The sequence below is a fragment of the Paenibacillus sp. HJGM_3 genome, from assembly GCF_045062745.1.
GTDB lineage: Bacteria > Bacillota > Bacilli > Paenibacillales > NBRC-103111 > Paenibacillus_AA.
The window spans coordinates 67,194-89,073 of record NZ_JBJGED010000023.1; the positions used below are offsets into that span (position 1 = coordinate 67,194).

Annotated in this window: 20 protein-coding genes; 14 read left to right on the forward strand and 6 right to left on the reverse strand. The window is 57.3% G+C overall.

What is annotated here, in order from left to right; genetic code table 11:
- Positions 1–61: 61 nt before the first annotated feature.
- Both dinG and ACI5FR_RS23160 read left to right on the forward strand, forming a co-directional pair.
- Positions 62–2,926, forward strand: a complete 2,865-nt coding sequence (gene dinG / locus ACI5FR_RS23155; protein WP_405458761.1) for an ATP-dependent DNA helicase DinG — start codon at positions 62–64, stop codon at positions 2,924–2,926.
- Positions 2,913–3,560, forward strand: a complete 648-nt coding sequence (locus ACI5FR_RS23160; RefSeq protein ID WP_405458763.1) for a redox-sensing transcriptional repressor Rex — start codon at positions 2,913–2,915, stop codon at positions 3,558–3,560. The genes dinG and ACI5FR_RS23160 overlap by 14 nt, the downstream gene beginning before the upstream one ends.
- A 59-nt stretch (positions 3,561–3,619) precedes the next feature.
- On the opposite strand, the gene ACI5FR_RS23165 is transcribed toward ACI5FR_RS23160, so the two are convergent.
- Together ACI5FR_RS23165 and ACI5FR_RS23170 are read right to left on the reverse strand one after the other, a co-directional pair.
- The gene (locus tag ACI5FR_RS23165) at positions 3,620–4,618 is read right to left on the reverse strand and encodes an inorganic phosphate transporter (protein ID WP_405458764.1); all 999 of its coding nucleotides are present in this window, start codon (positions 4,616–4,618) and stop codon (positions 3,620–3,622) included.
- 75 nt (positions 4,619–4,693) lie between these two features.
- On the reverse strand, positions 4,694–5,314 hold the full coding sequence (locus tag ACI5FR_RS23170; protein ID WP_405458766.1) for a DUF47 domain-containing protein: 621 nt from the start codon (positions 5,312–5,314) through the stop codon (positions 4,694–4,696).
- Positions 5,315–5,554: 240 nt separating this feature from the next.
- Here ACI5FR_RS23170 and ACI5FR_RS23175 point away from each other — a divergent pair, with 240 nt between their 5' ends.
- From ACI5FR_RS23175 to ACI5FR_RS23230, 12 genes are all read left to right on the forward strand, one after another.
- Positions 5,555–6,853, forward strand: coding sequence for an amidohydrolase (locus ACI5FR_RS23175; RefSeq protein WP_405458767.1), 1,299 nt, complete (start codon positions 5,555–5,557; stop codon positions 6,851–6,853).
- On the forward strand, positions 6,850–7,338 hold the full coding sequence (locus ACI5FR_RS23180) for a cell wall elongation regulator TseB-like domain-containing protein (protein ID WP_405458769.1): 489 nt from the start codon (positions 6,850–6,852) through the stop codon (positions 7,336–7,338). Before ACI5FR_RS23175 ends, ACI5FR_RS23180 begins: the two co-directional genes overlap by 4 nt.
- Before the next feature lie 236 nt (positions 7,339–7,574).
- Complete coding sequence (locus tag ACI5FR_RS23185; RefSeq protein ID WP_405458771.1) at positions 7,575–8,111, forward strand: heavy-metal-associated domain-containing protein; 537 nt, start codon at positions 7,575–7,577, stop codon at positions 8,109–8,111.
- Positions 8,104–9,621, forward strand: a complete 1,518-nt coding sequence (locus ACI5FR_RS23190) for an AAA family ATPase (RefSeq protein WP_405458773.1) — start codon at positions 8,104–8,106, stop codon at positions 9,619–9,621. Before ACI5FR_RS23185 ends, ACI5FR_RS23190 begins: the two co-directional genes overlap by 8 nt.
- Before the next feature lie 151 nt (positions 9,622–9,772).
- The gene (locus tag ACI5FR_RS23195) at positions 9,773–10,645 is read left to right on the forward strand and encodes a 3-hydroxyacyl-CoA dehydrogenase family protein (protein WP_405458775.1); all 873 of its coding nucleotides are present in this window, start codon (positions 9,773–9,775) and stop codon (positions 10,643–10,645) included.
- Positions 10,642–11,844 carry an acetate/propionate family kinase gene (locus ACI5FR_RS23200; RefSeq protein WP_405458778.1) on the forward strand — a complete coding sequence of 401 codons (1,203 nt, stop codon included), beginning with the start codon at positions 10,642–10,644 and terminating at the stop codon, positions 11,842–11,844. Before ACI5FR_RS23195 ends, ACI5FR_RS23200 begins: the two co-directional genes overlap by 4 nt.
- An 8-nt stretch (positions 11,845–11,852) precedes the next feature.
- A complete protein-coding gene (gene asnS / locus ACI5FR_RS23205) occupies positions 11,853–13,145 on the forward strand; it encodes an asparagine--tRNA ligase (RefSeq protein WP_405458780.1) in 1,293 nt (430 codons plus the stop codon).
- Between the two features lie 15 nt (positions 13,146–13,160).
- Positions 13,161–13,835 carry a DnaD domain protein gene (locus ACI5FR_RS23210; RefSeq protein ID WP_405458782.1) on the forward strand — a complete coding sequence of 225 codons (675 nt, stop codon included), beginning with the start codon at positions 13,161–13,163 and terminating at the stop codon, positions 13,833–13,835.
- Positions 13,836–14,079: 244 nt separating this feature from the next.
- On the forward strand, positions 14,080–15,756 hold the full coding sequence (locus tag ACI5FR_RS23215; RefSeq protein WP_405458784.1) for a spore germination protein: 1,677 nt from the start codon (positions 14,080–14,082) through the stop codon (positions 15,754–15,756).
- Complete coding sequence (locus tag ACI5FR_RS23220) at positions 15,704–16,843, forward strand: GerAB/ArcD/ProY family transporter (protein ID WP_405458786.1); 1,140 nt, start codon at positions 15,704–15,706, stop codon at positions 16,841–16,843. Before ACI5FR_RS23215 ends, ACI5FR_RS23220 begins: the two co-directional genes overlap by 53 nt.
- Positions 16,797–18,065 carry a Ger(x)C family spore germination protein gene (locus ACI5FR_RS23225; protein ID WP_405458788.1) on the forward strand — a complete coding sequence of 423 codons (1,269 nt, stop codon included), beginning with the start codon at positions 16,797–16,799 and terminating at the stop codon, positions 18,063–18,065. Before ACI5FR_RS23220 ends, ACI5FR_RS23225 begins: the two co-directional genes overlap by 47 nt.
- Positions 18,066–18,086: 21 nt before the next feature.
- Positions 18,087–18,302 (forward strand): CLC_0170 family protein, encoded by a 216-nt coding sequence (locus tag ACI5FR_RS23230; RefSeq protein ID WP_405458790.1) that lies wholly within the window; start codon positions 18,087–18,089, stop codon positions 18,300–18,302.
- 74 nt (positions 18,303–18,376) lie between these two features.
- Here the strand turns inward: ACI5FR_RS23230 and mtnB are convergent, their stop codons facing one another.
- The 4 genes from mtnB to proC are packed head-to-tail and all read right to left on the reverse strand — an operon-like array spanning position 18,377 to position 21,827.
- Positions 18,377–19,024, reverse strand: coding sequence for a methylthioribulose 1-phosphate dehydratase (mtnB, locus tag ACI5FR_RS23235; protein ID WP_405458792.1), 648 nt, complete (start codon positions 19,022–19,024; stop codon positions 18,377–18,379).
- Positions 19,021–19,689 (reverse strand): 2-hydroxy-3-keto-5-methylthiopentenyl-1-phosphate phosphatase, encoded by a 669-nt coding sequence (locus ACI5FR_RS23240; protein ID WP_405458794.1) that lies wholly within the window; start codon positions 19,687–19,689, stop codon positions 19,021–19,023. Before ACI5FR_RS23240 ends, mtnB begins: the two co-directional genes overlap by 4 nt.
- Positions 19,686–20,933 carry a 2,3-diketo-5-methylthiopentyl-1-phosphate enolase gene (locus tag ACI5FR_RS23245; RefSeq protein WP_405458796.1) on the reverse strand — a complete coding sequence of 416 codons (1,248 nt, stop codon included), beginning with the start codon at positions 20,931–20,933 and terminating at the stop codon, positions 19,686–19,688. The genes ACI5FR_RS23240 and ACI5FR_RS23245 overlap by 4 nt, the downstream gene beginning before the upstream one ends.
- A gap of 3 nt (positions 20,934–20,936) precedes the next feature.
- The gene (proC, locus tag ACI5FR_RS23250; RefSeq protein ID WP_405458798.1) at positions 20,937–21,827 is read right to left on the reverse strand and encodes a pyrroline-5-carboxylate reductase; all 891 of its coding nucleotides are present in this window, start codon (positions 21,825–21,827) and stop codon (positions 20,937–20,939) included.
- Positions 21,828–21,880 lie beyond the last annotated feature (53 nt).

The following is a 21,880-nucleotide window of genomic DNA, read 5'->3' on the forward strand; positions in this document are numbered from 1 at the left end:
TTCCGCGGCATCGTTTTGGTATGCTTAGAGGGGAATGTGCAGAAAGGGTTGACTGTACCTGATGAAATTTACGGTAATTGATTTCGAAACTACAGGAGACCAACCTTCGGATGAGATCATACAGGTTGGTCTTGTTGTTATAGAGGATGGACAACTAACGGACCGCTATTCCGCCTTCGTCAAACCGAACAAGACGATTCCGGACTTCATCATCGAGTTAACGGGCATTACGAATGAGATGGTGCAAGAGGCGCCGGAGCTTGGAGATGTGGTGGCGGAGATGCTGCCGTATCTGGAGGATTCCGTCGTCGTTGCTCACAATGCGGCGTTCGACTTGGCGTTTCTTCAGCGTGCGCTCGAGACGAGCGGGTACAACGCTTTCTCCGGCCGAGTGCTGGATACGATCGGATTCCTCCGAGTTTTGTACCCGGGTATGCCCACCTTACAGTTGTCGATGGTAAGCGGAACCTTCGGCATCGCCCACGATCAGCCGCACCGGGCCGATTCGGATGCGGAAGCGACAGGACTGATCTGGCTGCGGTGCCTGGAGCGTCTCGAGAGCCTGCCGCTCCTGACACTCCAGCGGCTGTCGCAGCTGTACGAGATGGAGTTCAGCGATTTTGCCTGGTTCCTGCATGAAGTTCGCCTATGGAAGGAAACACAGATCAGCCTGGATCCCGAACAGCACCGGTATTTCCGGCAATTCGCCATGAGCGTGGACAATTGGGACTTGGAGACGCCGGCCCGGGAGGAGGGGGTGTCAGCCTTCCCCGAGGAAATGACGTTCGAAGCGTTCTATGATTCGATTCAGACGAATCTGAAGGAGCGATTCGAGCATTACGAGGAGCGGCCGGCGCAGAAGCAAATGATCGAAGAAGTGCAGACGGCCTTCGCAAGCGACCAGCATCTGATTCTCGAAGCGGGCACCGGCACGGGCAAATCGCTCGGCTACTTGATTCCATCGCTATACCATGGCCTCCGGGAAGCCAAGAAGATGATCGTCAGCACCCATACGATCAATCTGCAGGAGCAGCTAAGGGAGCGCGACATCCCGCTCCTGCAGGATATCGTGCCGGTTCCGTTCCGGGCGTCGGTGCTCAAGGGCCGCAGCCGATACTTATGCCTGCGCAAATTCGAGCAAAAGCTGCAGATCAGCGACTATGCGGCAGACAAGGACGATCGGCTGATGGCAGCCCAGATGATCGTCTGGCTGACGGAGACGAAGCATGGCGACGAAGAGGAGATTTACTTCGGGAATCGGGGCCGGGAATTCTGGCATACGGTGGCGAGCGACACGGATTCTTGCCTGAACCGGGCATGCCCCTGGTTCAAGAAGTGCTTCTTCCACCGGGCGCGTCACGAAGCGTCGATCGCCGATGTCGTCATAACGAACCATTCGCTCCTGCTCACCGACGTGCAAGCCGAGAACCGGCTGCTGCCGGGCTACAAGCATCTGGTCGTCGACGAGGCGCATCACTTCGAGGAGGTCGCCTCCAAGCTGCTTGGGTCGGAGCTCAGCTACATGGGGATGCTGAACGCGCTCACGCGGCTGTATAAGGACGCGAATAGCGGACAGCTGCCCGTGCTGCACGGCAGCCTGTCCAGAGCGGGTGCGGAAGCGTCCGCCGAGTGGCTCGACTGGATCGACAGCGTATATCCCCGCCTCGTCCGGGTCAAGGAAGAATGGGATCAGCTGACCGAGCTGCTGTTCCAGCTCGTCTCGGAGAACGGCGATTCTCAGGCGGCGGAGGGCGGGCAGTTCCAGCGGCGCATGAAGCCGGGTCAGTTGCCCCGACAATGGAAGTCGCTTGTGACGATAGAAGAGAACATCTACCTTGAGCTGACGGAAATCACGAAAAAGCTCGATCGGCTCGCCAACGAGTTGAAGGACAAAGCCGACGATATGGGCATCAGCGGCCTGTTGACCGACACGTCCGGCACGGTCAAGCAGCTCGCTCGCTGCCGGGATACGCTGCGTTTCTTTATGCAGATGAACAATGAGAACTATGTATACTGGCTCGAGGCAACGCCATACTTCCGCAGCAAATCGATTCAGCTGCTTTATGCGCCATTTGATGTCAGCGAGCTGCTCAAAGGATACTTCTTCGACGTGAAGGACAGCGTCGTGCTTACGTCCGCGACCTTGTCCGTCAACAAGTCGTTTCACTACAGCAGCAGCCAGCTCGGCTTGGAGCCGTTCCGGGACACGCCGAAGCTCCGTACGGTGCAGCTCCCCTCGCCGTTCGAGTACCGGAAGCAGGCGCTTGTGCTGATTCCGCGGGATTTTCCGAGCATCAAAGGACCTTCTGGCGAAGCCGCCTTCCTCTCGGCACTTGTGAAGTCGCTGCGCGATGTGGCGATTGAGACGCAAGGCCGGATGCTCGTCCTGTTCACCTCGTACCGGATGCTGAAGCTCGTACATCAAGACTTGAAGGAAGAGCTCAAGGCGAGCGGCATTCACGTGCTCGGCCAAGGGATCGACAGCAGCAATCGGACGAAGCTGACCCGGCTGTTCCAGGAGCAGGCCGCCTGCGTGCTGCTTGGGACGAGCAGCTTCTGGGAAGGCGTAGACATACCCGGCGACGCGCTCAGCTGCCTCGCGATCGTGCGGCTGCCGTTCCAGCCGCCGAACCATCCGATGACCGAGGCGAAGAGCGACCATCTGAAGAAGCAGCAGCAAAATCCGTTCACGGCATTGTCCGTTCCGCAAGCGGTCATCCGGTTCAAGCAAGGATTCGGCCGCCTCGTGCGCCGTTCTACCGATCGGGGCGTCGTCATTCTATACGACACGCGGGTGTTGGAGACGACGTACGGCAGGAATTTTCTATACTCGCTGCCGGGACCGAAGATCGAGCACATGAGCGTCACTCAGCTCGTCCCCCGAATTCATAGCTGGATGGGAAGTGATAGTAGTGAAAACGCCTAAAATCTCGGAAGCGGTCGTTCGGCGTCTGCCCGTGTACTTGCGATTCCTCAACGAGCTGAATAAGCGCAACATCCATATGGTATCGTCTCAGGACCTCGGTCAGAAGCTCAACGCGAACCCGGCGCAAATTCGCAAGGACCTCGCCTATTTTGGAGAGTTCGGCAAAAAGGGAATCGGCTACGATGTCCCGTATTTAATCGAGAAAATCCGCCAGATTCTGAAGCTCGATCAGCTCATACCCGTTGTGCTGATTGGCGCGGGCAACCTGGGCCGGGCGCTGTGCAATTATAATGCCTACTTGCAAGACAATATGAAAATCGTCGCCGTCTTCGACGCCTCGCCCGTGCGCGTAGGGGAGCAAATCAACAACTTGAAGGTGCAGCCGGTCGCCGAGCTCAAGGAGACGCTCATCCGTCATAAAGTCCGGATCGGCATCATTACGGTGCCGGCTCCGGAAGCGCAGAGTGTAGCGAATCAGCTCGTGGAAGCCGGGATCGAGGCGATCCTGAACTTCGCGCCGGTCATTATCAAGGTGCCGGACGCGGTCCGCGTACATCATGCCGATTTTACGACGGAGCTGCAGAGCTTGGCCTACTACCTGGAGACGAAGTCGGGGCAATTGCAGGGGAATTGAGATGGAAACACAAAAAAGACCTGAGACAAATCGCTCAGGTCTTTTCTCTATTGCGCACATTACAACAAGCCGAACATCAGCTTGTAAATGATGTAAGCAAGCGCGATACTGATCGGAATCGTAATGATCCACGTCAGCACCATCCGCGTCACCGTGCCCCACTTCACGTCCTTGAAGCGGATTACGCTCCCCGTCCCGATGATCGACGACGTGATGACGTGGGTCGTCGAGAGCGGCAGCCCCATGTGCGTCGACGTCTGGATGACGATCGAGGACGACAAGTCCGACGCGAAGCCGTTCACCGGCTCAATCTTCATAATCTTCTTGCTGACTGTCTTAATGATGCGCCAGCCGCCGATGGACGTGCCGAGCCCCATCGCGGTAGCGGCGGAGAGCTTCACCCAGAGCGGCACGTCGAGCGTGCTTTGATATCCCCCGGCCACGAGCGCGAAGACGATGATGCCCATCGCCTTCTGCGCGTCGTTGCCTCCGTGGGAGAAGGACAGCAGCCCCGCCGAGAGAACCTGGAACGAACGGAAGCCGCGGTTCAGCTTGGACCGGGAACGGTTGCCCGTGCCGAGAATGAAATATTTGATCAGCGTCATCACGACATACCCGACGGCGAATGCGATGATCGGGGACAAGATCAAGATTTCCACGATTTGGAGGAAACCGTCCCAGTTGAGCGCTTCCGATCCCGCTCCGGCTAAAACGGCCCCGGCGAGCGAGCCGATGAGCGTATGAGAGGAGGAGGATGGAATCCCGAAATACCAAGTCAGCAAATTCCACAAGATCGCGGAGAGCAGCGCGGCGACGACGACGTACGTCCCGTTCTCGATATCGGCCGGGTTCGCGATCTTGCCGCCCACGGTCTTGGCGACCTCCGACGATACGAGGGCGCCGATGATGTTCAGCACCGCCGCATAGAGCACGGCGAACCGGGGAGACATCGCCCGCGTCGAGATCGAGGTGGCGATCGCATTGGCCGTGTCATGGAACCCGTTGATAAAGTCGAATAGCAAGGCAAGCACTACAATGGCAATAATAAGCGTGAGCATGAGTTCCTCCTAGACAACGTAGGGAGGCTTGTCCTCCCGTGGCACTGCGGCATTGCAAGTTTTCAAGCCCGACCGTTAAGCGTAGCGCAGCACGACACTCTCCAGAATATCGGCCACGTCCTCGCATCTGTCCGTCGTTTCTTCGAGACGCTCGTACAATTCCTTCAGCTTGAAGTCGTGGTAAGGGTCTTTCGGGTTGGTGAAAATCTCGCGGATGCCTTCGCGCATCAGGCGGTCGCCTTCATTTTCCAGGGAGTTGATGTGGACCGTATGCTCGCGAATCTGCATGTACTTTTTCTTGGACAACAGCTTGAACGCGGTCAGCATGTGTTCGCAGGAGCCGACGATCACCTCGGAGAAATCCTTCATATATTGATTCGTGAACGGGATGTTCAAGTAATCGAAGCGGGCGATGGAAGCCTCGATGCCGTCCATGACGTCGTCGAGCTTGGATGCAAGCTCCATGATGTCTTCGCGGTCGAGCGGGGTAATGAACACTTTGTTCAGCCCCTTGAAAATCTCATGGGTGATCGAATCGCCTTTGTTCTCCATTTCCTTCAACACATCGTAGAATGTGGCCGGGGGTTTGTCGCCCATCATCGCGTTGCGGAACATCTGCGCCCCTTTCAGGGTATTCTCCGCGCTCTGGATGAGCAGGTTGAGAAAATCGATATCCCCTTTTTTATTAAAAATCATCAAGTCCATGACCTCCATCGTCCGCAAGAATGAAATTAGGTTGTCCTTTTTACACAAAATTAAAATTATCATACATGCCTTAGCATTTGCAATGCATTTGGGCAGTTATTATTAAACCGGATTTCCCGCTTATACAGATGTGTCCGAACTGTGACAGCCCGGAAACGTTTCTTGCTTTTGCAGCCGTGAACGGGTACATTGAAACCATATCTTACTTCTCGAAAGGATGGACAGGCCCGCATGACCAGGACGTTGATCAAAAACGGACGTTTTCTTACTTTACAGGATACCGTTCCTATTATAAAAGGATACATGGTGATCGAAGGAGATCGTATCGTCTACATAGGGGAAGAGGAGCCGGATGCGTCTCAAGCGTATGACGAAATCATCGACGGGACGCATCGGCTGTATATGCCGGGTCTCGTGAATACGCACGGGCATGCGGCGATGTCCTTGCTGCGTGGATACGGAGACGACCTGGCGCTGCAAGTATGGCTGCAGGAGAAAATGTGGCCGAATGAAGCCAAGTTCACGGGAGCGGACGTCCGCGCCGGCACGCTGCTGTCGATCGCGGAGATGCTGAAGGGCGGCACGACGTGCTTCGTCGATATGTACGATCATATGGACGAGGTGGCGCGCGCGGTGGAGCAGTCCGGGATGCGGGCGGTACTGACGCGCGGCGTGATCGGGTTGTGCCCGCCGGATGTACAGCAGATGAAGCTGGACGAGGCGACCGCGTTCGCCCGCAACTGGCACGGCCAGGCGAACGGACGGATCACGGCGATGATGTCGCCCCATGCTCCGTATACGTGCCCGCCGGATTACATCGAGCGGATCGTGCAAGCGGCGCATGACTTGAACTTGCCCCTCCACACCCATATGTCCGAATCGAGACGGGAAGTCGCGGAGAACGAAGAGCAATACGGCCTGCGTCCGGTCGCCCACCTCGAGAAGCTTGGCGTGTTCTCGCGGCCATGTCTCGTGGCGCACGCGGTGCACTTGACCGACGAGGAGATCGCCACGCTGGCCAAGTACGACGTGCGGGTCTCGCACAATCCGGGCAGCAATCTCAAGCTCGCGAGCGGCATTGCCCGCGTGCCGGAGCTGCTCCGGGCCGGCGTGCTCGTCTCCCTCGGGACGGACAGCTCGGCCAGCAACAACAACCTCGACATGTTCGAGGAGATGCGGCTCGCCGCCCTGCTGCACAAGGGCACATCGGGCGATCCGACGGCCGTGCCGGCAACCGAAGCGCTGCGCATGGGGACGGTGACCGGGGCGAGATCGATTTGGTTGAACGACATCGGCGTGCTGCAGGCGGGCATGAAGGCGGATTTCATCGCGATCGACATCGACCAGCCGCATTTCCTGCCTAAAACCGATTTCAGCTCCCATGTCGTGTACTCCGCTTCTGCTAAGGATGTTACGGACGTATACGTCGACGGGCGCTGTCTCCTTCGGGGCGGCGAACTGACGACGCTGGACGAGGAGAAGATCAAGTACGATGCCCAGCGCGCCTTCGAGGGACTGACACAAGGATGAAGAAGATCATCGCCGGAGTCATCGGGCTCCTTATCATAGCCATCATTCTACTCTCGAAGTTCTACATCGCCGTCCAGAACGATCAATGGACCGTACAGGCTCAAGCGGCCGAGACGGTCACCCAAAATACGTACATTTCGGAAGTGACGCGTATGGAGTCGTTTCGGGGCGAGCAGGCGTATACGATCGTGTTCGGCAAAGATTTCGCCGGCAAGGAAGGTGTCGCATGGGTCGGGGACGATGAAGTGCACATGGAGTACTTGGGAGACGGCGGCGGCGTGACCGAGGACTATATCCGCAACCTGGTGAGTCAGAAGGGCGGGGACGTGGAGATCAAGCGGGTGCTGCCCGGCAAGCTGGACGGAGAGTATGTGTGGGAAGTGCTCTATAAGCGGGATGACCAAGATGGAAGCCGGTTTTATTACGATTACTACCGGTTCTTGGACGGCATGCCGATCGATACATGGAAGTTAAGCAAACAATAGGGACCGTTCGCGGATCGTACATAGACCCGATCGGAGAAGGGCATTCTATTGACTGCGGATTGAAGGGAAGAGTTCCGGCGCGTCGGGTTCGACACGTCCGGAACTTTTTTTCATCCATGGATGGAATCAAGGCGGAGTGTGAGGCAGCACCCATGGTTTCCACACATTGCACAGGAATCGAGTATAGCTCGTGTGATATACTGGGTGTATATCAAAGAGAAGGGGGACGAACGCTGATGAAATTGCGTCTCTTACCGATCGGTATCAGTTTGCTTGTATCTCTGGCCGTCTTGTTCGGCGGCTGGTTCTTATATGACAGTTATGCGATGGAAACGCCATTGAACGAAGTGGTGAAAGAAACGCCGGGCGTTCAAAATGCGACGGTCGACATCACCAAAGATAAAGTGACGATTCATTTCACCCCTTCGTCGGATGCGAACCTTCGCGATATTTATGCCTCGATTACATCCCGCGGCGCTTCGGTGATCGGAACCCGAACCGTCACGCTGGACCCGGCCTCGACGACCAGCTCCGAGCTGGATCGCTGGTGGGGCCAAGCCATGTTCGACGTGGCGCAAGCGATGGAATCGAAGCAATATGGCGCCATTCCGAAGCGGCTGGAAGCGCTGAAGGCCCAATATTCCGGCTTGTCCGTGGATACCGAGATGGACGAAGTGAACGTCTATGTCACGCTGCATGACGGGGAGGGCAAAAGCAAATTTATTATTCTTCCCCGCCAACCCCAAAAGATAGGGGTGTGGCCGAATGAGTAAGCTTGGCAAGGAAGTGCTCATAGGGATCATTCCGGCGGTTCTCGCCTTCCTGCTGTACATGGGCGTTAATTTGCTCCCGGTGCTGCTGGTCGGCGTCGTCGGTTTTTCTTTGTACTTCGTTTCCCGCAACCGTACGGGGGGCGTGGGCGTCACCGCTTCCAGCGGGCGCAAGAGCCGTTCGGGGCGGACGCCTTCCTACTTGACCTTCGAGGATATCGGAGGGCAGGAGCGGGCGAAGGGCGAGCTCAAGGAAGCACTCGATTTTTTGATCCACTATGAAGACATTCAGAAATTCGGTATTCGCCCGTTGAAGGGCATTTTGCTCACGGGGCCTCCGGGAACCGGCAAGACGCTTATGGCGAAGGCGGCGGCGCATTACACGAATTCCGTCTTCGTGTCCGCCGCGGGCAGCGAGTTCGTCGAGATGTATGTGGGGGTCGGCGCGAGCCGCATCCGGGATTTGTTCAAGGAGGCGCAGTCTCGGGCCGCCAAGGAAAATAAGCAAAGCGCCATTATATTCATAGACGAAATCGACGTGATCGGCGGCAAGCGGGAGGGCGGCCAACAGCGGGAGTACGATCAGACGCTCAACCAGCTGCTGACGGAGATGGATGGCATCCATACAACCGACACGCCCCGCATCCTCATCATCGCCGCCACGAACCGCAAGGAAATGCTCGACAGCGCGCTGCTCCGTCCGGGACGATTCGACCGCCATATCCAGGTCGATCTGCCGGACAAGAAAGGGCGGCTGCACGTGCTGCAAATTCATGCGAAGAACAAACCGATCGACGATGAGGTGAGTCTCGATCGCGTCGCGGCGGAGTCGTTCGGCTTTTCGGGCGCGCAGCTCGAAAGCGTAATGAACGAGGCCGCGATCTATGCGATGCGGGATGGCGATTCCCGCATCCGGCAGCCTCACTTCTCGCAGGCCATCGACAAGGTCATGATGGGCGAGAAGACCGACCGCGAGGCGACGATGGAAGAACGCCGGCGCGTAGCGCTGCATGAGCTCGGCCATGCGATCGTCGCGGAAGAGGTGAAGCCTCGCTCCGTGTCCATGGTGTCGCTCAGCCCGCGCGGGCAAGCGCTCGGTTACGTGCGGCACAATCCGCAGCAGGATCAATATTTGTACACGAAATCCGAGATCGAGCATCAAATCATGATCGCCCTGGGCGGCTCCGTTGCGGAGGAGATGTTCTACGGCGGACGCAGCACCGGCTCGCGCAACGACTTCGAACAAGCGCTCAACCTGGTCGGCACGATGGTCGATTCCGGACTCACTGGACTCGGCATCGTAGACCGCCGGATGGTGACGAAGGAAGAGCTGATGAAGGCGAATGCCGACATCATGGGCGGATTGATCGACCGTACCCGGGAATTGCTGGAACGGTTCCGTACCGTGTTCGAGATGAGCCTCGATATCCTCATCCGCGAGGAAGTGTTGAACGGCGACCAGTTCCGGGCTTTGATGCAATCGATTAAGGACAAGGAGAAAACTTCGGCTTAAACGCTGAGGTTTTCTTTTTTTGTTCACAGACCTACGTCTCTTGTGGGGGATAAGCTTGCGTCTCGTCGCCATAAGTAGTACGGTTACTTAGATAGCTAGTTTGCTGAACTTACGCAGATGGAACGGATAGCCGGATGGGGGTCGGGAGAGCGTGGCATTTGTGAAATTGGGGGTAGTCGGCGGAGGAACGATGGGTCAAGGGATCGCCGAGATGCTGGCGAGCGCCGGGCTGGACGTACTGCTCCTCGAGCAGACGGAGGAGAAGCTGGAGCTCGCCCTGCACCGCATCGAGACGAGCTTGGATAAACAGATCGAGAAGTGGGGCATTACATCTTCAGAGAAGAAGAGCATCTTATCCCGCATTCAACCGGCCTCGGATATTCGCGCCGTCGCCGATTGCCAGATGGTCATCGAGACGATTACCGAGAACTTGGAGGAGAAGCTGGCGCTGTTCGGGCAGCTGGACCGGATCTGCGAGCCGTCCGTCATCCTGGCGAGCAACACGTCGACACTCAGCTTGACCGAGCTGGCGAGCGCCGCCGCTCACCCGGAACGGGTCATCGGCTTGCATTTTGTTCACCCGGCGGCTAAGATCGATCTCGTGGAAATCGTAAGAGGGCTGAAAACATCGGATACGATCTATGAGCGCACCAAGTCGTTCGTCGAGGATACGATTCAAAAGAAGGGTGTCATGGTCTACGAATCGCCAGGCTTCGTCACGACGCGGCTGATCAATGTCCTGATCAACGAGGCGATGCATACGTTGTCCGAAGGCGTGGCGACTGCCGAGGACATCGACTCGGCTATGAGAATCGGGTATCATTTTAAGTATGGTCCCCTGGAGCTGGCCGACCGGTTCGGGCTCGATGCCGTGCTCGCGGCAATGGACCGGCTGTTCCGGGAATTCGGGGATTTGAAATACAGGCCTTCCCATATGCTGCGCCAGATGGTGCGGGCCGGTCGGCTGGGCGTCAAGACCGGTGAAGGCTTCTTCCGCTACGATAAGGAGGGGGACCGGCTGTGAATGTGCTGGTGATCAACGCAGGCAGTTCCTCGCTCAAGTATGAGCTGTTCCGGATGGAGAACGAGACGACGCTGGCGAGCGGCAAGGTCGAGCGCATCGGGCTGGATACGGCGATCGTCACGCATGAACCGTCCGGGAAGGATGAGTATCGGGATGTGCTGGAAATTCTAGATCATACCGCTGCAATGCGCGAGGTGCTCCGGCTTCTGACGCATCCGGAGCACGGGGTCGTGCAGTCGATGTCGGAGGTCCACGCGGTCGGGCATCGCATCGTTCATGGCGGAGAGACATTTTCCCAATCCGTCCGGGTGACGAGCGACGTGAAGAAAGAGATCAAGCGGCTGTACGACTTGGCGCCTCTGCACAACCCGGCCCATATGATGGGGATCCAGGCCGTCGAGGCGATCTTGCCCGATGTGCCCCAGGCGGTCGTCTTCGACACGGCGTTTCACCAGACGATGCCCGCGAAGAGCTACCTGTACCCGATCCCGATGGTGCTGTATCGCAAGCATCGCATTCGCCGCTATGGGTTTCACGGGACGTCCCACGCCTATGTAAGCGCCCGGGCCGCGCAAGTCCTGAACCGGCCGCTCGACGCGCTCAAGATGATCACGTGCCATATCGGCAACGGCGCGAGCGTGACGGCGATCCAGGGGGGCAGGTCGATCGACACGAGCATGGGGATGACTCCGCTCGAAGGGCTCATGATGGGGACGCGCAGCGGCGACCTTGACCCGGCGATCGTCCCTTATGCGATGGAGAAGGAAGAGCTGACACTGCGCGAGGTGAACTCGATGCTGAACAAGCACAGCGGCTTGTACGCGGTGTCCGGAATCAGCAGCGATATGCGGGAGATCGTCCAGGCGATGGAGGAGGACAATGGCAACGCCCGTCTCGCGTTCGAGATGTACGAGTACCGGCTGCGCAAATATATCGGCGGTTATGCGGCGGCGATGAACGGTGTGGATGCGATCGTGTTCACCGCCGGCGTCGGCGAGAACAGCTCGGTGCTCCGAGAGGCGGTGTGCACGCAGCTGACGTATATGGGGGTCCGGCTGGATGAGGAGGCTAATCGGGCGGCGAGCTCGCAGGAGCGGCTCATCTCGATGCCGGATTCCCCAGTAGCGGTTCTCGTCATTCCTACGAATGAAGAATTGATGATAGCCCGGGATACGTACCGATTGATTAATGGAGGTTGATGTTAACGATGAGCGGAGCGACGATTCGCCAAGTGAAAGATTATGTGGGACAGAGCGTGACGATCGGCTGCTGGCTGTACAACAAGCGTTCGAGCGGCAAAATCCAGTTTTTGCAATTGCGGGACGGCACGGGATTCATTCAAGCCGTTGTGGTGAAAAACGAAGTGTCCGAGGACATCTGGGCCCAAGCGGGCAAGCTGACGCAGGAGAGCTCCCTCTACGTGACCGGGACGGTGCGGGTCGATGAACGCAGCCAGAGCGGGTTCGAGCTGTCGGTGACCGGACTCGAGACGATCCAGATCGCCTCGGAATATCCGATTACGCCGAAGGAGCACGGCGTCGACTACTTGATGGACCACCGCCACTTGTGGCTGCGGTCCCCGCGCCAGCGTGCGGTGATGGTCGTTCGCGCGCATATCATCCGCGCCGTGCAGGAGTACTTCGATACGAACGGCTTCTACTTGGTCGACCCGCCGGTGCTGACACCGTCCTCCTGCGAAGGCACGACGAACTTGTTCCACACGAAGTATTTCGATGAGGACGCCTACTTGACGCAGAGCGGCCAGCTGTATATGGAAGCGGCCGCGATGGCGCTCGGCCGCGTCTACTCCTTCGGACCGACGTTCCGGGCCGAGAAATCGAAGACGCGCCGCCACCTGATCGAATTCTGGATGATCGAGCCGGAGATGGCGTTCGTCGACCATGAAGAAAACTTGCGGATCCAAGAGCAGTTCGTGTCGCACGTCGTGCAATCCGTGCTGAAGAATTGCGAGCAAGAGCTGCAGACGCTGGAGCGCGATCTGACTAAGCTGCGGAACGTCACGGCGCCGTTCCCGCGCATTACGTACGACGAAGCGCTTGTCCTGCTGAAGGACAACGGCCTCGAGCTGCCGTGGGGCGAAGATTTCGGGGCGCCTCATGAGACCGAGATCGCGAGACACTTCGACAAGCCAGTGTTCATCACCCATTACCCGGCGTCGTTCAAGGCGTTCTATATGAAGCCGGATCCGAACCGGCCGGAGGTCGTGCTGTGCGCCGATCTGATCGCGCCGGAAGGCTACGGCGAGATTATCGGCGGCAGCCAGCGCATCGACGATCCGGAGCTTATGCAGGAGCGGTTCGTGCAGCATGAGCTGCAGCAGGACGCCTACAACTGGTATTTGGATTTGCGCAAGTACGGCACGGTACCGCACTCCGGATTCGGGTTAGGCCTCGAGCGGACCGTGGCCTGGATTTGCGGGCTGGATCACGTCCGGGAGACGATTCCGTTCCCGCGTCTGCTCAACCGACTCTATCCATAAAGCGAGGAACCGACGATGCGAAGAAAGGAACAAGGGGAGCGGCTGGAAGGGATGGCGGCAACCATGCTTCGCGAAGGGTCGGTGTCCGTCCCGGCTCTACTGCTGCAGACGTATGCGCAGCTGAAGCTGTCGGAGACGGAAGCGATGCTGCTCATTCACCTGATGGCGTTCCAGGACAAGGAGGGCAAGCCGTTCCCGACAATGGATGAGCTGGTGAGCCGGATGTCCGCCGGTCCCGAGACGGCGATCAAGGCGCTGCAGAGGCTCGTGCAGCAGCAGTTCCTGCAGATCGACGAGGAGGTCGATCCGGCGACCGGCGTGCTGTCGGAGCGGTACAACCTGATGCCGCTCTACCGGAAGGTGGCGGCGATGTGGCTCGAGCAGCGCCTGCGCGCGGAGCCGCCGAGCCGTCCGGAGCCGGACAAGGACGTGTTCACCGTGTTCGAGAAGGAGTTCGCCCGTCCGCTCACTCCGATGGAGTGCGAGACGATCACGCAGTGGCTCGATCAGGACCAATACCCGGTGCCGCTTATCTTGACGGCGCTGAAGGAAGCGGTGTTCGCCGGCAAGCTGCATTTCCGCTACATCGACCGAATTCTCTTGGAATGGAGCCGCAACCGGGTGTTCACCCAGGAGCAAGCGAAGGAATATACGCAGAAGTTTCGCGGGGGTCGCCCGCTCTCCAAATAAATAAAACGCCCTTCCAAGTAAAGCAGAGCCGAGTCACTTGACCCGGCTCTGCTTTTATTTTTTGCATGATAGAATTTATTAATCCCGGGGTCCCCGCAAAGTACTAGGAATATGCAACAGAGCATTCCTTCACTTTGTGGGGTAAAAGGATAATTTGCCTTCCTTCTGCAAATAATGAAACCGATTCTTGTCTACTCATCCAGGATTGGAGTGAACATCCATGGCTTTTACCCCACGCAGGAGAATGAAAAAAAAGAGCTTAAAGAAGTGGCAAACGCCTGTGATTCAATCCACCGGAGCTGAACTGGAAGAGAATCCGGACGCCACCATATCGCTTGATGTTGAAGAGAACTTTGCCTTTCTTAACAAGCTGTTGGGAGAGAGCGACGATTTCATCCTTCGGCGATTTCAAGTAATGGGATCCGTACCCGCGTTGATCACTTACTATTGCAATATGACGGAAACCGCACAGAAAGATATCTTAAAGCCGCTCATGACCGTGGGAAGTCGCCGGGAACAAACGAATCTCGAGGGAGACGATCTGCGAGATGTGTTGATGAACGATTTTTTGTACCCCAGCGACGGGAAAGCGGAGGCGCGTTGGAGCATAGTCGTCGAAGCGGTAATGGCCGGCTGTACGGTCGTTCACGTTCAGGGAATCAGTGAAGCTTTTATCTTCGAGACACGCAGTATCGCCAAACGCTCGATCGACCAGCCTCAAACGGAACAAGTGATTCGCGGACCCCGGGAAGGATTCATTGAGATGTTGACGACGAACATCTCCCTTATGCGCTACCGGCTGCAAACGCCTAATTTCAAAGTCAAAATCATGAAAATAGGAACCATTACCCGAACTATGGTGGCAGTCTGTTACATAGAAGGTATCGTCAATCCTGCATTAGTCGAGGAAGTGAACAACCGACTCAGGATGATTGAGATCGATGGAATTATGGATTCGGGCTATTTGGAGCAATTTATTCAAGATAACCACATCTCTCCATTTCCACAAATCCAAAATACCGAAAGGCCGGACAAAGCGGTGGCCAACATGCTGGAAGGACGCGTGATTCTCGTTGTGGACGGATCGCCGAACGCGTTAATCCTTCCTACCGTGTTTACCCAGTTTTATCAGACGATCGAAGATTACACGGAGCGGTTTCTATTAGTCAGTTTCATTCGTCTCGCTCGATTGCTTGCTCTGGTGTTTTCCCTGATTTTTCCTGCTTTGTACGTGGCGATCATTTCCTTTAACCCGGAGCTGATCCCTACCGAATTCGCCGTAGCGGTAGCGGGTGGACGGGCAGGCGTACCCTTTCCGTCCGTCGTCGAAGTGCTTGTTATGGAAATATCCATGGAGGTGCTACGGGAGGCCACGATCCGGCTTCCGCAGCAGGTAGGGGGCGCTCTGTCCATTGTTGGCGTTCTCGTGGTCGGACAAGCGGCCGTGTCGGCGGGTTTCGTCAGTCCGATCACGGTCGTCGTGATTGCGTTGACAACGATCGGATCGTTCGCCACACCGGCTTATAATGCCGCCTTGGCGCTTCGGCTGTTACGATTTCCGCTTATTATCCTGGCGGGCACATTCGGCCTGTACGGAGTCATGGTCGGTCTTATCTTGATCGTAAACCATACCCTTTCCTTGAGATCGTTCGGGGTCCCTTATCTAAGTCCGATCGTACCAGGCAATTTCCAAGGAATGAAGGATACCGTAGCCCGGGCGCCCCTATGGTGGCTGAAGCACCGTCCTGTCATGCTCCACCCTTTAAAGGATAAAACGGTTAACGAGAAGGAATACTTGCGGCGTGCGCAAAGCAAATCCAATGTGCTGGACCCGGTGTCACCCGGTATACCAAAGAAAGGGGATTCCAATGGAAAATCCGCGTCAAATAACAGCGATTCAGGCGTCACTAGTGATGATTAGTACGATTATCGGGGTAGGCGTTCTGCCTCTGCCGCTATTTGCCGCAAGGGCCGGCGGTTCAGGCGCACCATTAGTCACGATAATCGGAATCGCTGTGGCGCTCTGCGGCTTGGTTTTGATTACAAGACTGGGTCAACGGTTTCCCCATCAAACGATCATCGAATACAGCGAAGATATCGTGGGAAAGCTGCTCGGACGGATTGGAAGCGTGCTTATCATCCTCTTTTTTGCCGTCTTGACTTCTCTCGCCGCAAGGGAGTTCGGGGAAGTGGTCGTAACCTCCGTTTTGAAAAAGACACCGCTGGAGGTTACGGTTATTGTTATGCTTCTGCTCTCAGCGCTCTCCACACGCTCAAGCATGACCACGTTCACTTATATCCATCATTTCTACTTTCCTCTGCTGGTGTTCCCGGCCATTCTTATTGTGGCCTTGTCGCTGAAAAACGCGAATGTGTTATTTTTACAGCCTGTCTGGGGCACAGGCGAGTGGGGGAGTATGTTTCGAGGCGGGCTGACGATTGCCGCTCTATTCCAGGGATCCTTCGTTATGACCATGGTTATCCCTTTTATGCGCAATCCTTCTCGGGTGATGAAATCCGCCTGTTGGGCCATTGTCATTGCAGGCGGGTTGTACCTCTCCATTGTGACCGCAACGGTATCCGTGTTCGGATCGGATGAAACGATCAAGCTGCTGTGGCCGACATTGGAGCTCGCCAAAACGACATCGCTCCCGGCCAACATCTTGGAACGATTGGATGCCGCCTTTTTGGCCGTATGGGTGACGGCGGTATTTACGACTTTATTTTCCACCTATTATTTCATGAACCATGCGCTCAGCAGATTGCTTCGTTTGAAAGACCACCGGATGTTCGCCATGATGACCCTTCCATTCGTTTTCGTCATTGCCATGCTCCCGCAGAATGTGCTGAACATGTACGAAATTATCCAGGTGGTCGGACAGATCGGGTTATTGATTACGGTTGGGTATCCATTGCTTCTGTTGGTAGTGGCACGCTTTAGGAAAAAAGGGGGGGACATCCATGGCGGCCAAAACTCCGCCGAAAGTAGATCGGGCAACGAGACCTAATCCAATCGGACGCTTTTGGCGAATGGGGGTACTCTTCGTATCAGCAACGCTATTGCTAACGGGATGCTGGGACCGGCTAGAAATTGAAGAAAGGGCTGTCGTGCTAGGCATCGGCATTGATCTAGTCAGGTCGGATACTGAGAAGAAAGAAGGAGATATCTCGGAACTCACAGGTGTATTCCCGGCACCAACGAAGGATAGACTCAAGCTTACCGTGCAAGTCGCCATTCCGGGACGAATCCCCCTTGGACCCGGCGAAGGCGGGGGAAGCCCGACTGGAGCAACGAAGCCGGTCTGGGTGCTTAGCGTAGTAGGTCACACTCTGGACGATGCGATTAGCAATTTACAGCAACAAATCGCCGGCAGGCTGTTTTTCGGCCATCTTCGAGTGATCGTGATCTCCAAAGACGTGGCTCAAAAGGATTTGTCGAACATTAGCGACAACTTGCGAAGGAACCCGGATGTCCGGCGGACCAACTGGATGGTGGTGTCTGAGGGGAAGGCGGAAGAATTGATGAAGACCTCCCCTCAGCTGGAACGCGTACCTTCGCTCTATTTATTGTCGACGATGGATCGTGCGGTTCAGATGGGCAAGCTTCCCAATGCGTTTGTAGGAACTTTCTTTTCGGCGGGGTCTGCGCTTGGAATGGAGCCATTCCTTCCCTATGTAAAATTGTTAGAGAATGGCGTCATCCAAATTTCCGGATTGGCTTATTTCCGCGGCGAGCGCATGGTCGGCCACACCGAACCGTTGGAGATCGGAGCGTACATGGGGATCAAAGGACTCGAACCTGGAGGCTATAGCGTGATTACGCAAATACCGGGCTCTGAGACAGCCTTTATGTACCAGGTCACACACCGGAACTCGAGAATCGATGTTGCCATCAAGAACGGACGGCCGCAATTTAATGTCAAAGTGCATAATGAAGGCAACCTCAGGGAAAAAACGAACGAAGTCACGCGGCTGGATACCGGAGTGATTCGTCAAATCGAGAAGCAATTGTCCGAGACGGGTTATAAAGCGTATGAGAATTTAATAAAAAAAACGCAGGAGAAGAGCTCCGATATATTCGGTTTTGGAGAATATGTGCGCGCCAAAGAGCCGAAATATTGGAAGGAGCATATAAAGACCGAAGACAATTGGCGGAAAATGTACAAAGATGTTGAGATTCATGTGCAAGCTCAATTCAACATTCGAAGAATCGGCGGGAAAACCACGTGAGGAATAGGATTGAGGTGTTGTATGGGGCTAGTATCCGGTTATGTAGGCTATCTAAACTACATTGTAGGCCTGTTACTTACCACAGGCGTGTACATCTTATGGGTGGATATAAAAAACTATAAAAAAGACAAAATGGAAAAAGAGAAGACCGCTGCGAAAATATCGGGATGGATCAACTTGACGTTGGGCGCGCTCATGTATATCGTGAGCTGGGTTTACAAACGATATTTGTGGTAGGACTGAATAGCCGATCCCGCGCTTCCTCATTGCCAGTGGAGGAGGGCAGGATCGGTTATTGGTGATCCCCGAGATTATCGCTTGAGCAACTGCCAACGATACACATACTCGAATAAAAACTCGAACGCCTCCAGATGCCGCTTCGCTTCGAACGCGTTCGCACCCCAGGCATAGATACCGTGCTTGCGCAGCACGATGCCGGGCACGGTCGGGTCGAGGCGGCCTTCCACCAGCTCGGCGATGCGCGGAATGTCGGAGTAATTCGGCAGGATCGGCACTTCGATCTCGGCGTCGTCGTGCCAAATGTTGAACGCCTTGATCAGCTCGACCCCTTGCACCGGAATCGACCCGCGCTCCCAGAACAATTCCGAGACGAGGCTGTTGAACACGGAATGGATGTGGAAGATGGCGCCGCATCCGGTGAGCCGGTATATCTCGCAATGGATAAGCGTCTCCGCGGACGGCTTGAGCGACGTCGGCTCCAGCGGCTTGCCGTGCTCGTCGACGAGCAGGAAATCTTCCGGCGTGTGGACGGACTTGTCCTTGCCGCTCGCCGTGATGGCGAAGGCGAACCGGTCGGGGGCGAAGTCGCCGACGCGGACGGACAGATTGCCGCTCGTGCCTGGGAACCAGCCTCGGTCGGCGAACGTCTTCTTGATGTCGCGCAGCTCCGTGAAGGCGCGCTGTTTCTGCTCCAGGAGCAGAACGGGACGGTCGGTCATCGGGATGCTCCTCTCCGAGTGTGAAGTGCGTTCGTGACTTCATGAAACGTCTCGAACGGAATGTACGGAATGCCCAGCTCCTCGCATTTGTCCAGCAGATGGGAGCGGGCGAACACGAGCTCGGCCAGCTTCGCGCCCTCGAAGTCCGTGACGCTGTCGCCGATCAGGATACGCTCGTAGCGGTCCGCAGGGAACCGGCGAATAATCGTCGTCTTGCACATGCCGCAATCGACCGTGCAATGCTCGTCGCACGGATGCGGCCACTCGATGCGAATCGTCTCGCCATCGAAGCTGCTGCCGTTGCAGTAGATGTGATCCGGCTCGATCGGGAACGGGGCGAGGAGCGGATAGACGAAGAAGTCGATGCCGCCGCTCGTTACGTAAAACTCGATCCCATGCTCCCTGCAGTAGTCGAGCAGCTCGGGGAAGCCCGGGCGGATGACGGCATTCTCGATGGAGTAACGGACGATCTCGTCCTTGCGCGAGGCGGGGAACAGGTTGAACATCGCCCCGACCCCCTCGCGAATGCTGATCGACCGGTCGAGAATCCGGGAGACGATATCGGTCCAGCCCGGCGGGTCGAAATGCTTCATGATCGCAACAATGTTGTCGTTGTTCGTGATGGTTCCGTCAAAATCGCAAAAAATGACCGGTTGTCGTTTCACTCGCGCGACCCCCATAAGTCGATCGCCGTCTTCAATTCTTGACGATCCGGCCGGGAGGCCGCCTCTTGAAGCGGGATGCCGGCCAGCGCCGCCTCGATCGCTTGGCGGAACGCCCGTCCGCCCGCAGCGGTCCCCATCGGGTGGCCGTGAATGCCGCCGCCGGCATTGACGACGACGTCGGTGCCGAAGTCGCGCAGAATGAGCGGCACGAGGCCGGGATGGATGCCGGCCGACGGCACCGGGAAGCTCGGGCGCAGGTCGGCGGGCGCTCCGTAATCCGTCTCGAGGCGGTCGGTCGTCAGGGCATCCCTGATGGCGAGGTTTTCCTCGCGCGGCATGACGACGGAGCCGTACGGCGACGGGAACAGCACGAGATCGGCGCCGGCGAGCCGCATCAGCTTGCCGAGCAGCACGGAGGCCGCTATGCCGTAATACGGCGACGGGTACAGGGCGCCGGCCAGCGCGGGATGTGCCGCGATGGGGACGCGGATGTCCGGATGGCGGCTCAGCTCGTGCAGCACGTCGAAGCCGTAGGCGAGCACGTTGAACAGCAGCGCGTTCGCGCCGGCGTCGATCGCTTCCTTCGCCTTCGCGACGAGACCGGACGTCGGGCCGGTCAAGTTCACGGCGTAGAGCAGCTTCTGCCCGGTGACCCGCTCCGCTTCGGCGGCTGCGGCCATGCAGGTCTCGACCCGCTTGCCGATCGGAGTGAGCGGATTCTCGAACAAAATCTCGTCGTCCTTGATCAGATCGACGCCGCCTAGCGCCTGATTGTAGAACTGCTCGCGTAGGCCGCTCAGATCGTGGCCGATGACGGACTTGAAGATGCTCATGAGCAGCGGACGCTCCGATACGCCGAGCTGGTCTCGAACGCCGTGCATGCCGAATTTCGGCCCGGGGAACCGGCTCATGAACGACTCCGACACGTGTAGATCGATCAGCCGGATGCAGCCGTCCATCGACAGCTTGCCGAAGACGGTGACGAGCAGCGCCGGGATGTCGGCGCTGAAGTTGATATCCGGATAGGCGATGCGGATGTCCGCATAGCGCTCGGTGTTGGTGGAGTCCACCTCATGCACCTCGACGGACAGGACGCGGCCGAGATGCTTGTCCATCTCGGCTTTTTTCGCTTCCGGCAAGTCGGTCCAGCTGCCGACCGTTAGGCCGACCGCGATGGACAAAGCTTTTTTCTCGAAATCGGCCTTCTCGTCGAAGCACCGGTATGAGGCGACACAGTAGCTCATCGATTATCCCTGCTTTCCTGCGGCAGGCACATACTTCGCCGCCAGCTCGTCGCCCATCTCGCGCGAGCGGTCGGCGGAGCGGTGGACGGCGGAGATGACGCCTGCCGTGAAATGATGCGCGTCCAGCTTCTCTATCGCGGCCTGGGTAGCTCCGTTCGGCGAAGTGACCTTGCGGCGCAACTCGGCCGGATCTTCGCCCGTCACCCGGACCATCTCGCCGGCCCCGAGCACCGTCTGGATCGTCAGCTCCCGGGACGCCTCCGGGGTCAAGCCTCCCTGGACGCCGGCGGCGATCATCGCTTCCATCATGTAATAAATGTAGGCGGGACCGCTGCCGGATACGCCGGTCACGATCTCGAGCTGCCGCTCCTCGACCTCGACGGCGATGCCTACGGCACGGAACAGCGCGAGCGCGATCTCGCGCTGTTCGCCTGACACGCTCCCCGAGAAGCTGACACCGGAGGCGCCGAGTCCGATCGTGCTCGACGTGTTCGGCATCGTGCGCGCGATCGGGCGCGGCCCGCCGAGCAGCGTTTCGATCGTGGCGATGGAGACGCCGGCGAGCACCGAGACGACGAGCTGACGCTCGGAGATGAGGGAGGCGACCCGGCCAATACCGGCGCCGGCATCCTTCGGCTTCATCGCCAGGACGACGATGTCGGCCGACCGGATCAGCTGATCCTTCCTGGCCGGCTCCTCGGCGAACTGTACGCCGTAAGTCTCGTTCAGCTCGCGCAGCCGTTCGTTGTTGGCCCGGTTCACGACACTGATGGCCGCCGGTTCGACGAGCCTGCGCTCGATGAGCCCGCGGAAGATTGCTTCGGCCATCGAGCCCGCCCCGACGAAGCAAAGGCGGCGTCCGGCCAGCAGGCTGGGGGTATGGTTATCGTTCATCTTAACAAACCTCCTCCATTTTGCTTCGGATATTGAATGATAAAGGGTCCATC

Bases quoted from the DNA above. Each gene is read 5' to 3' on its own strand.
- dinG (WP_405458761.1), top strand. From the start codon at position 62: ATGAAATTTACGGTAATTGATTTCGAAACTACAGGAGACCAACCTTCG.
- ACI5FR_RS23165 (WP_405458764.1), bottom strand. From the start codon at position 4,618: ATGCTCACGCTTATTATTGCCATTGTAGTGCTTGCCTTGCTATTCGAC.
- ACI5FR_RS23170 (WP_405458766.1), bottom strand. From the start codon at position 5,314: ATGATTTTTAATAAAAAAGGGGATATCGATTTTCTCAACCTGCTCATC.
- ACI5FR_RS23175 (WP_405458767.1), top strand. From the start codon at position 5,555: ATGACCAGGACGTTGATCAAAAACGGACGTTTTCTTACTTTACAGGAT.
- ACI5FR_RS23180 (WP_405458769.1), top strand. From the start codon at position 6,850: ATGAAGAAGATCATCGCCGGAGTCATCGGGCTCCTTATCATAGCCATC.
- ACI5FR_RS23185 (WP_405458771.1), top strand. From the start codon at position 7,575: ATGAAATTGCGTCTCTTACCGATCGGTATCAGTTTGCTTGTATCTCTG.
- ACI5FR_RS23190 (WP_405458773.1), top strand. From the start codon at position 8,104: ATGAGTAAGCTTGGCAAGGAAGTGCTCATAGGGATCATTCCGGCGGTT.
- asnS (WP_405458780.1), top strand. From the start codon at position 11,853: ATGAGCGGAGCGACGATTCGCCAAGTGAAAGATTATGTGGGACAGAGC.
- ACI5FR_RS23210 (WP_405458782.1), top strand. From the start codon at position 13,161: ATGCGAAGAAAGGAACAAGGGGAGCGGCTGGAAGGGATGGCGGCAACC.
- ACI5FR_RS23215 (WP_405458784.1), top strand. From the start codon at position 14,080: ATGAAAAAAAAGAGCTTAAAGAAGTGGCAAACGCCTGTGATTCAATCC.
- ACI5FR_RS23220 (WP_405458786.1), top strand. From the start codon at position 15,704: ATGGAAAATCCGCGTCAAATAACAGCGATTCAGGCGTCACTAGTGATG.
- ACI5FR_RS23225 (WP_405458788.1), top strand. From the start codon at position 16,797: ATGGCGGCCAAAACTCCGCCGAAAGTAGATCGGGCAACGAGACCTAAT.
- ACI5FR_RS23230 (WP_405458790.1), top strand. From the start codon at position 18,087: ATGGGGCTAGTATCCGGTTATGTAGGCTATCTAAACTACATTGTAGGC.
- mtnB (WP_405458792.1), bottom strand. From the start codon at position 19,024: ATGACCGACCGTCCCGTTCTGCTCCTGGAGCAGAAACAGCGCGCCTTC.
- ACI5FR_RS23245 (WP_405458796.1), bottom strand. From the start codon at position 20,933: ATGAGCTACTGTGTCGCCTCATACCGGTGCTTCGACGAGAAGGCCGAT.
- proC (WP_405458798.1), bottom strand. From the start codon at position 21,827: ATGAACGATAACCATACCCCCAGCCTGCTGGCCGGACGCCGCCTTTGC.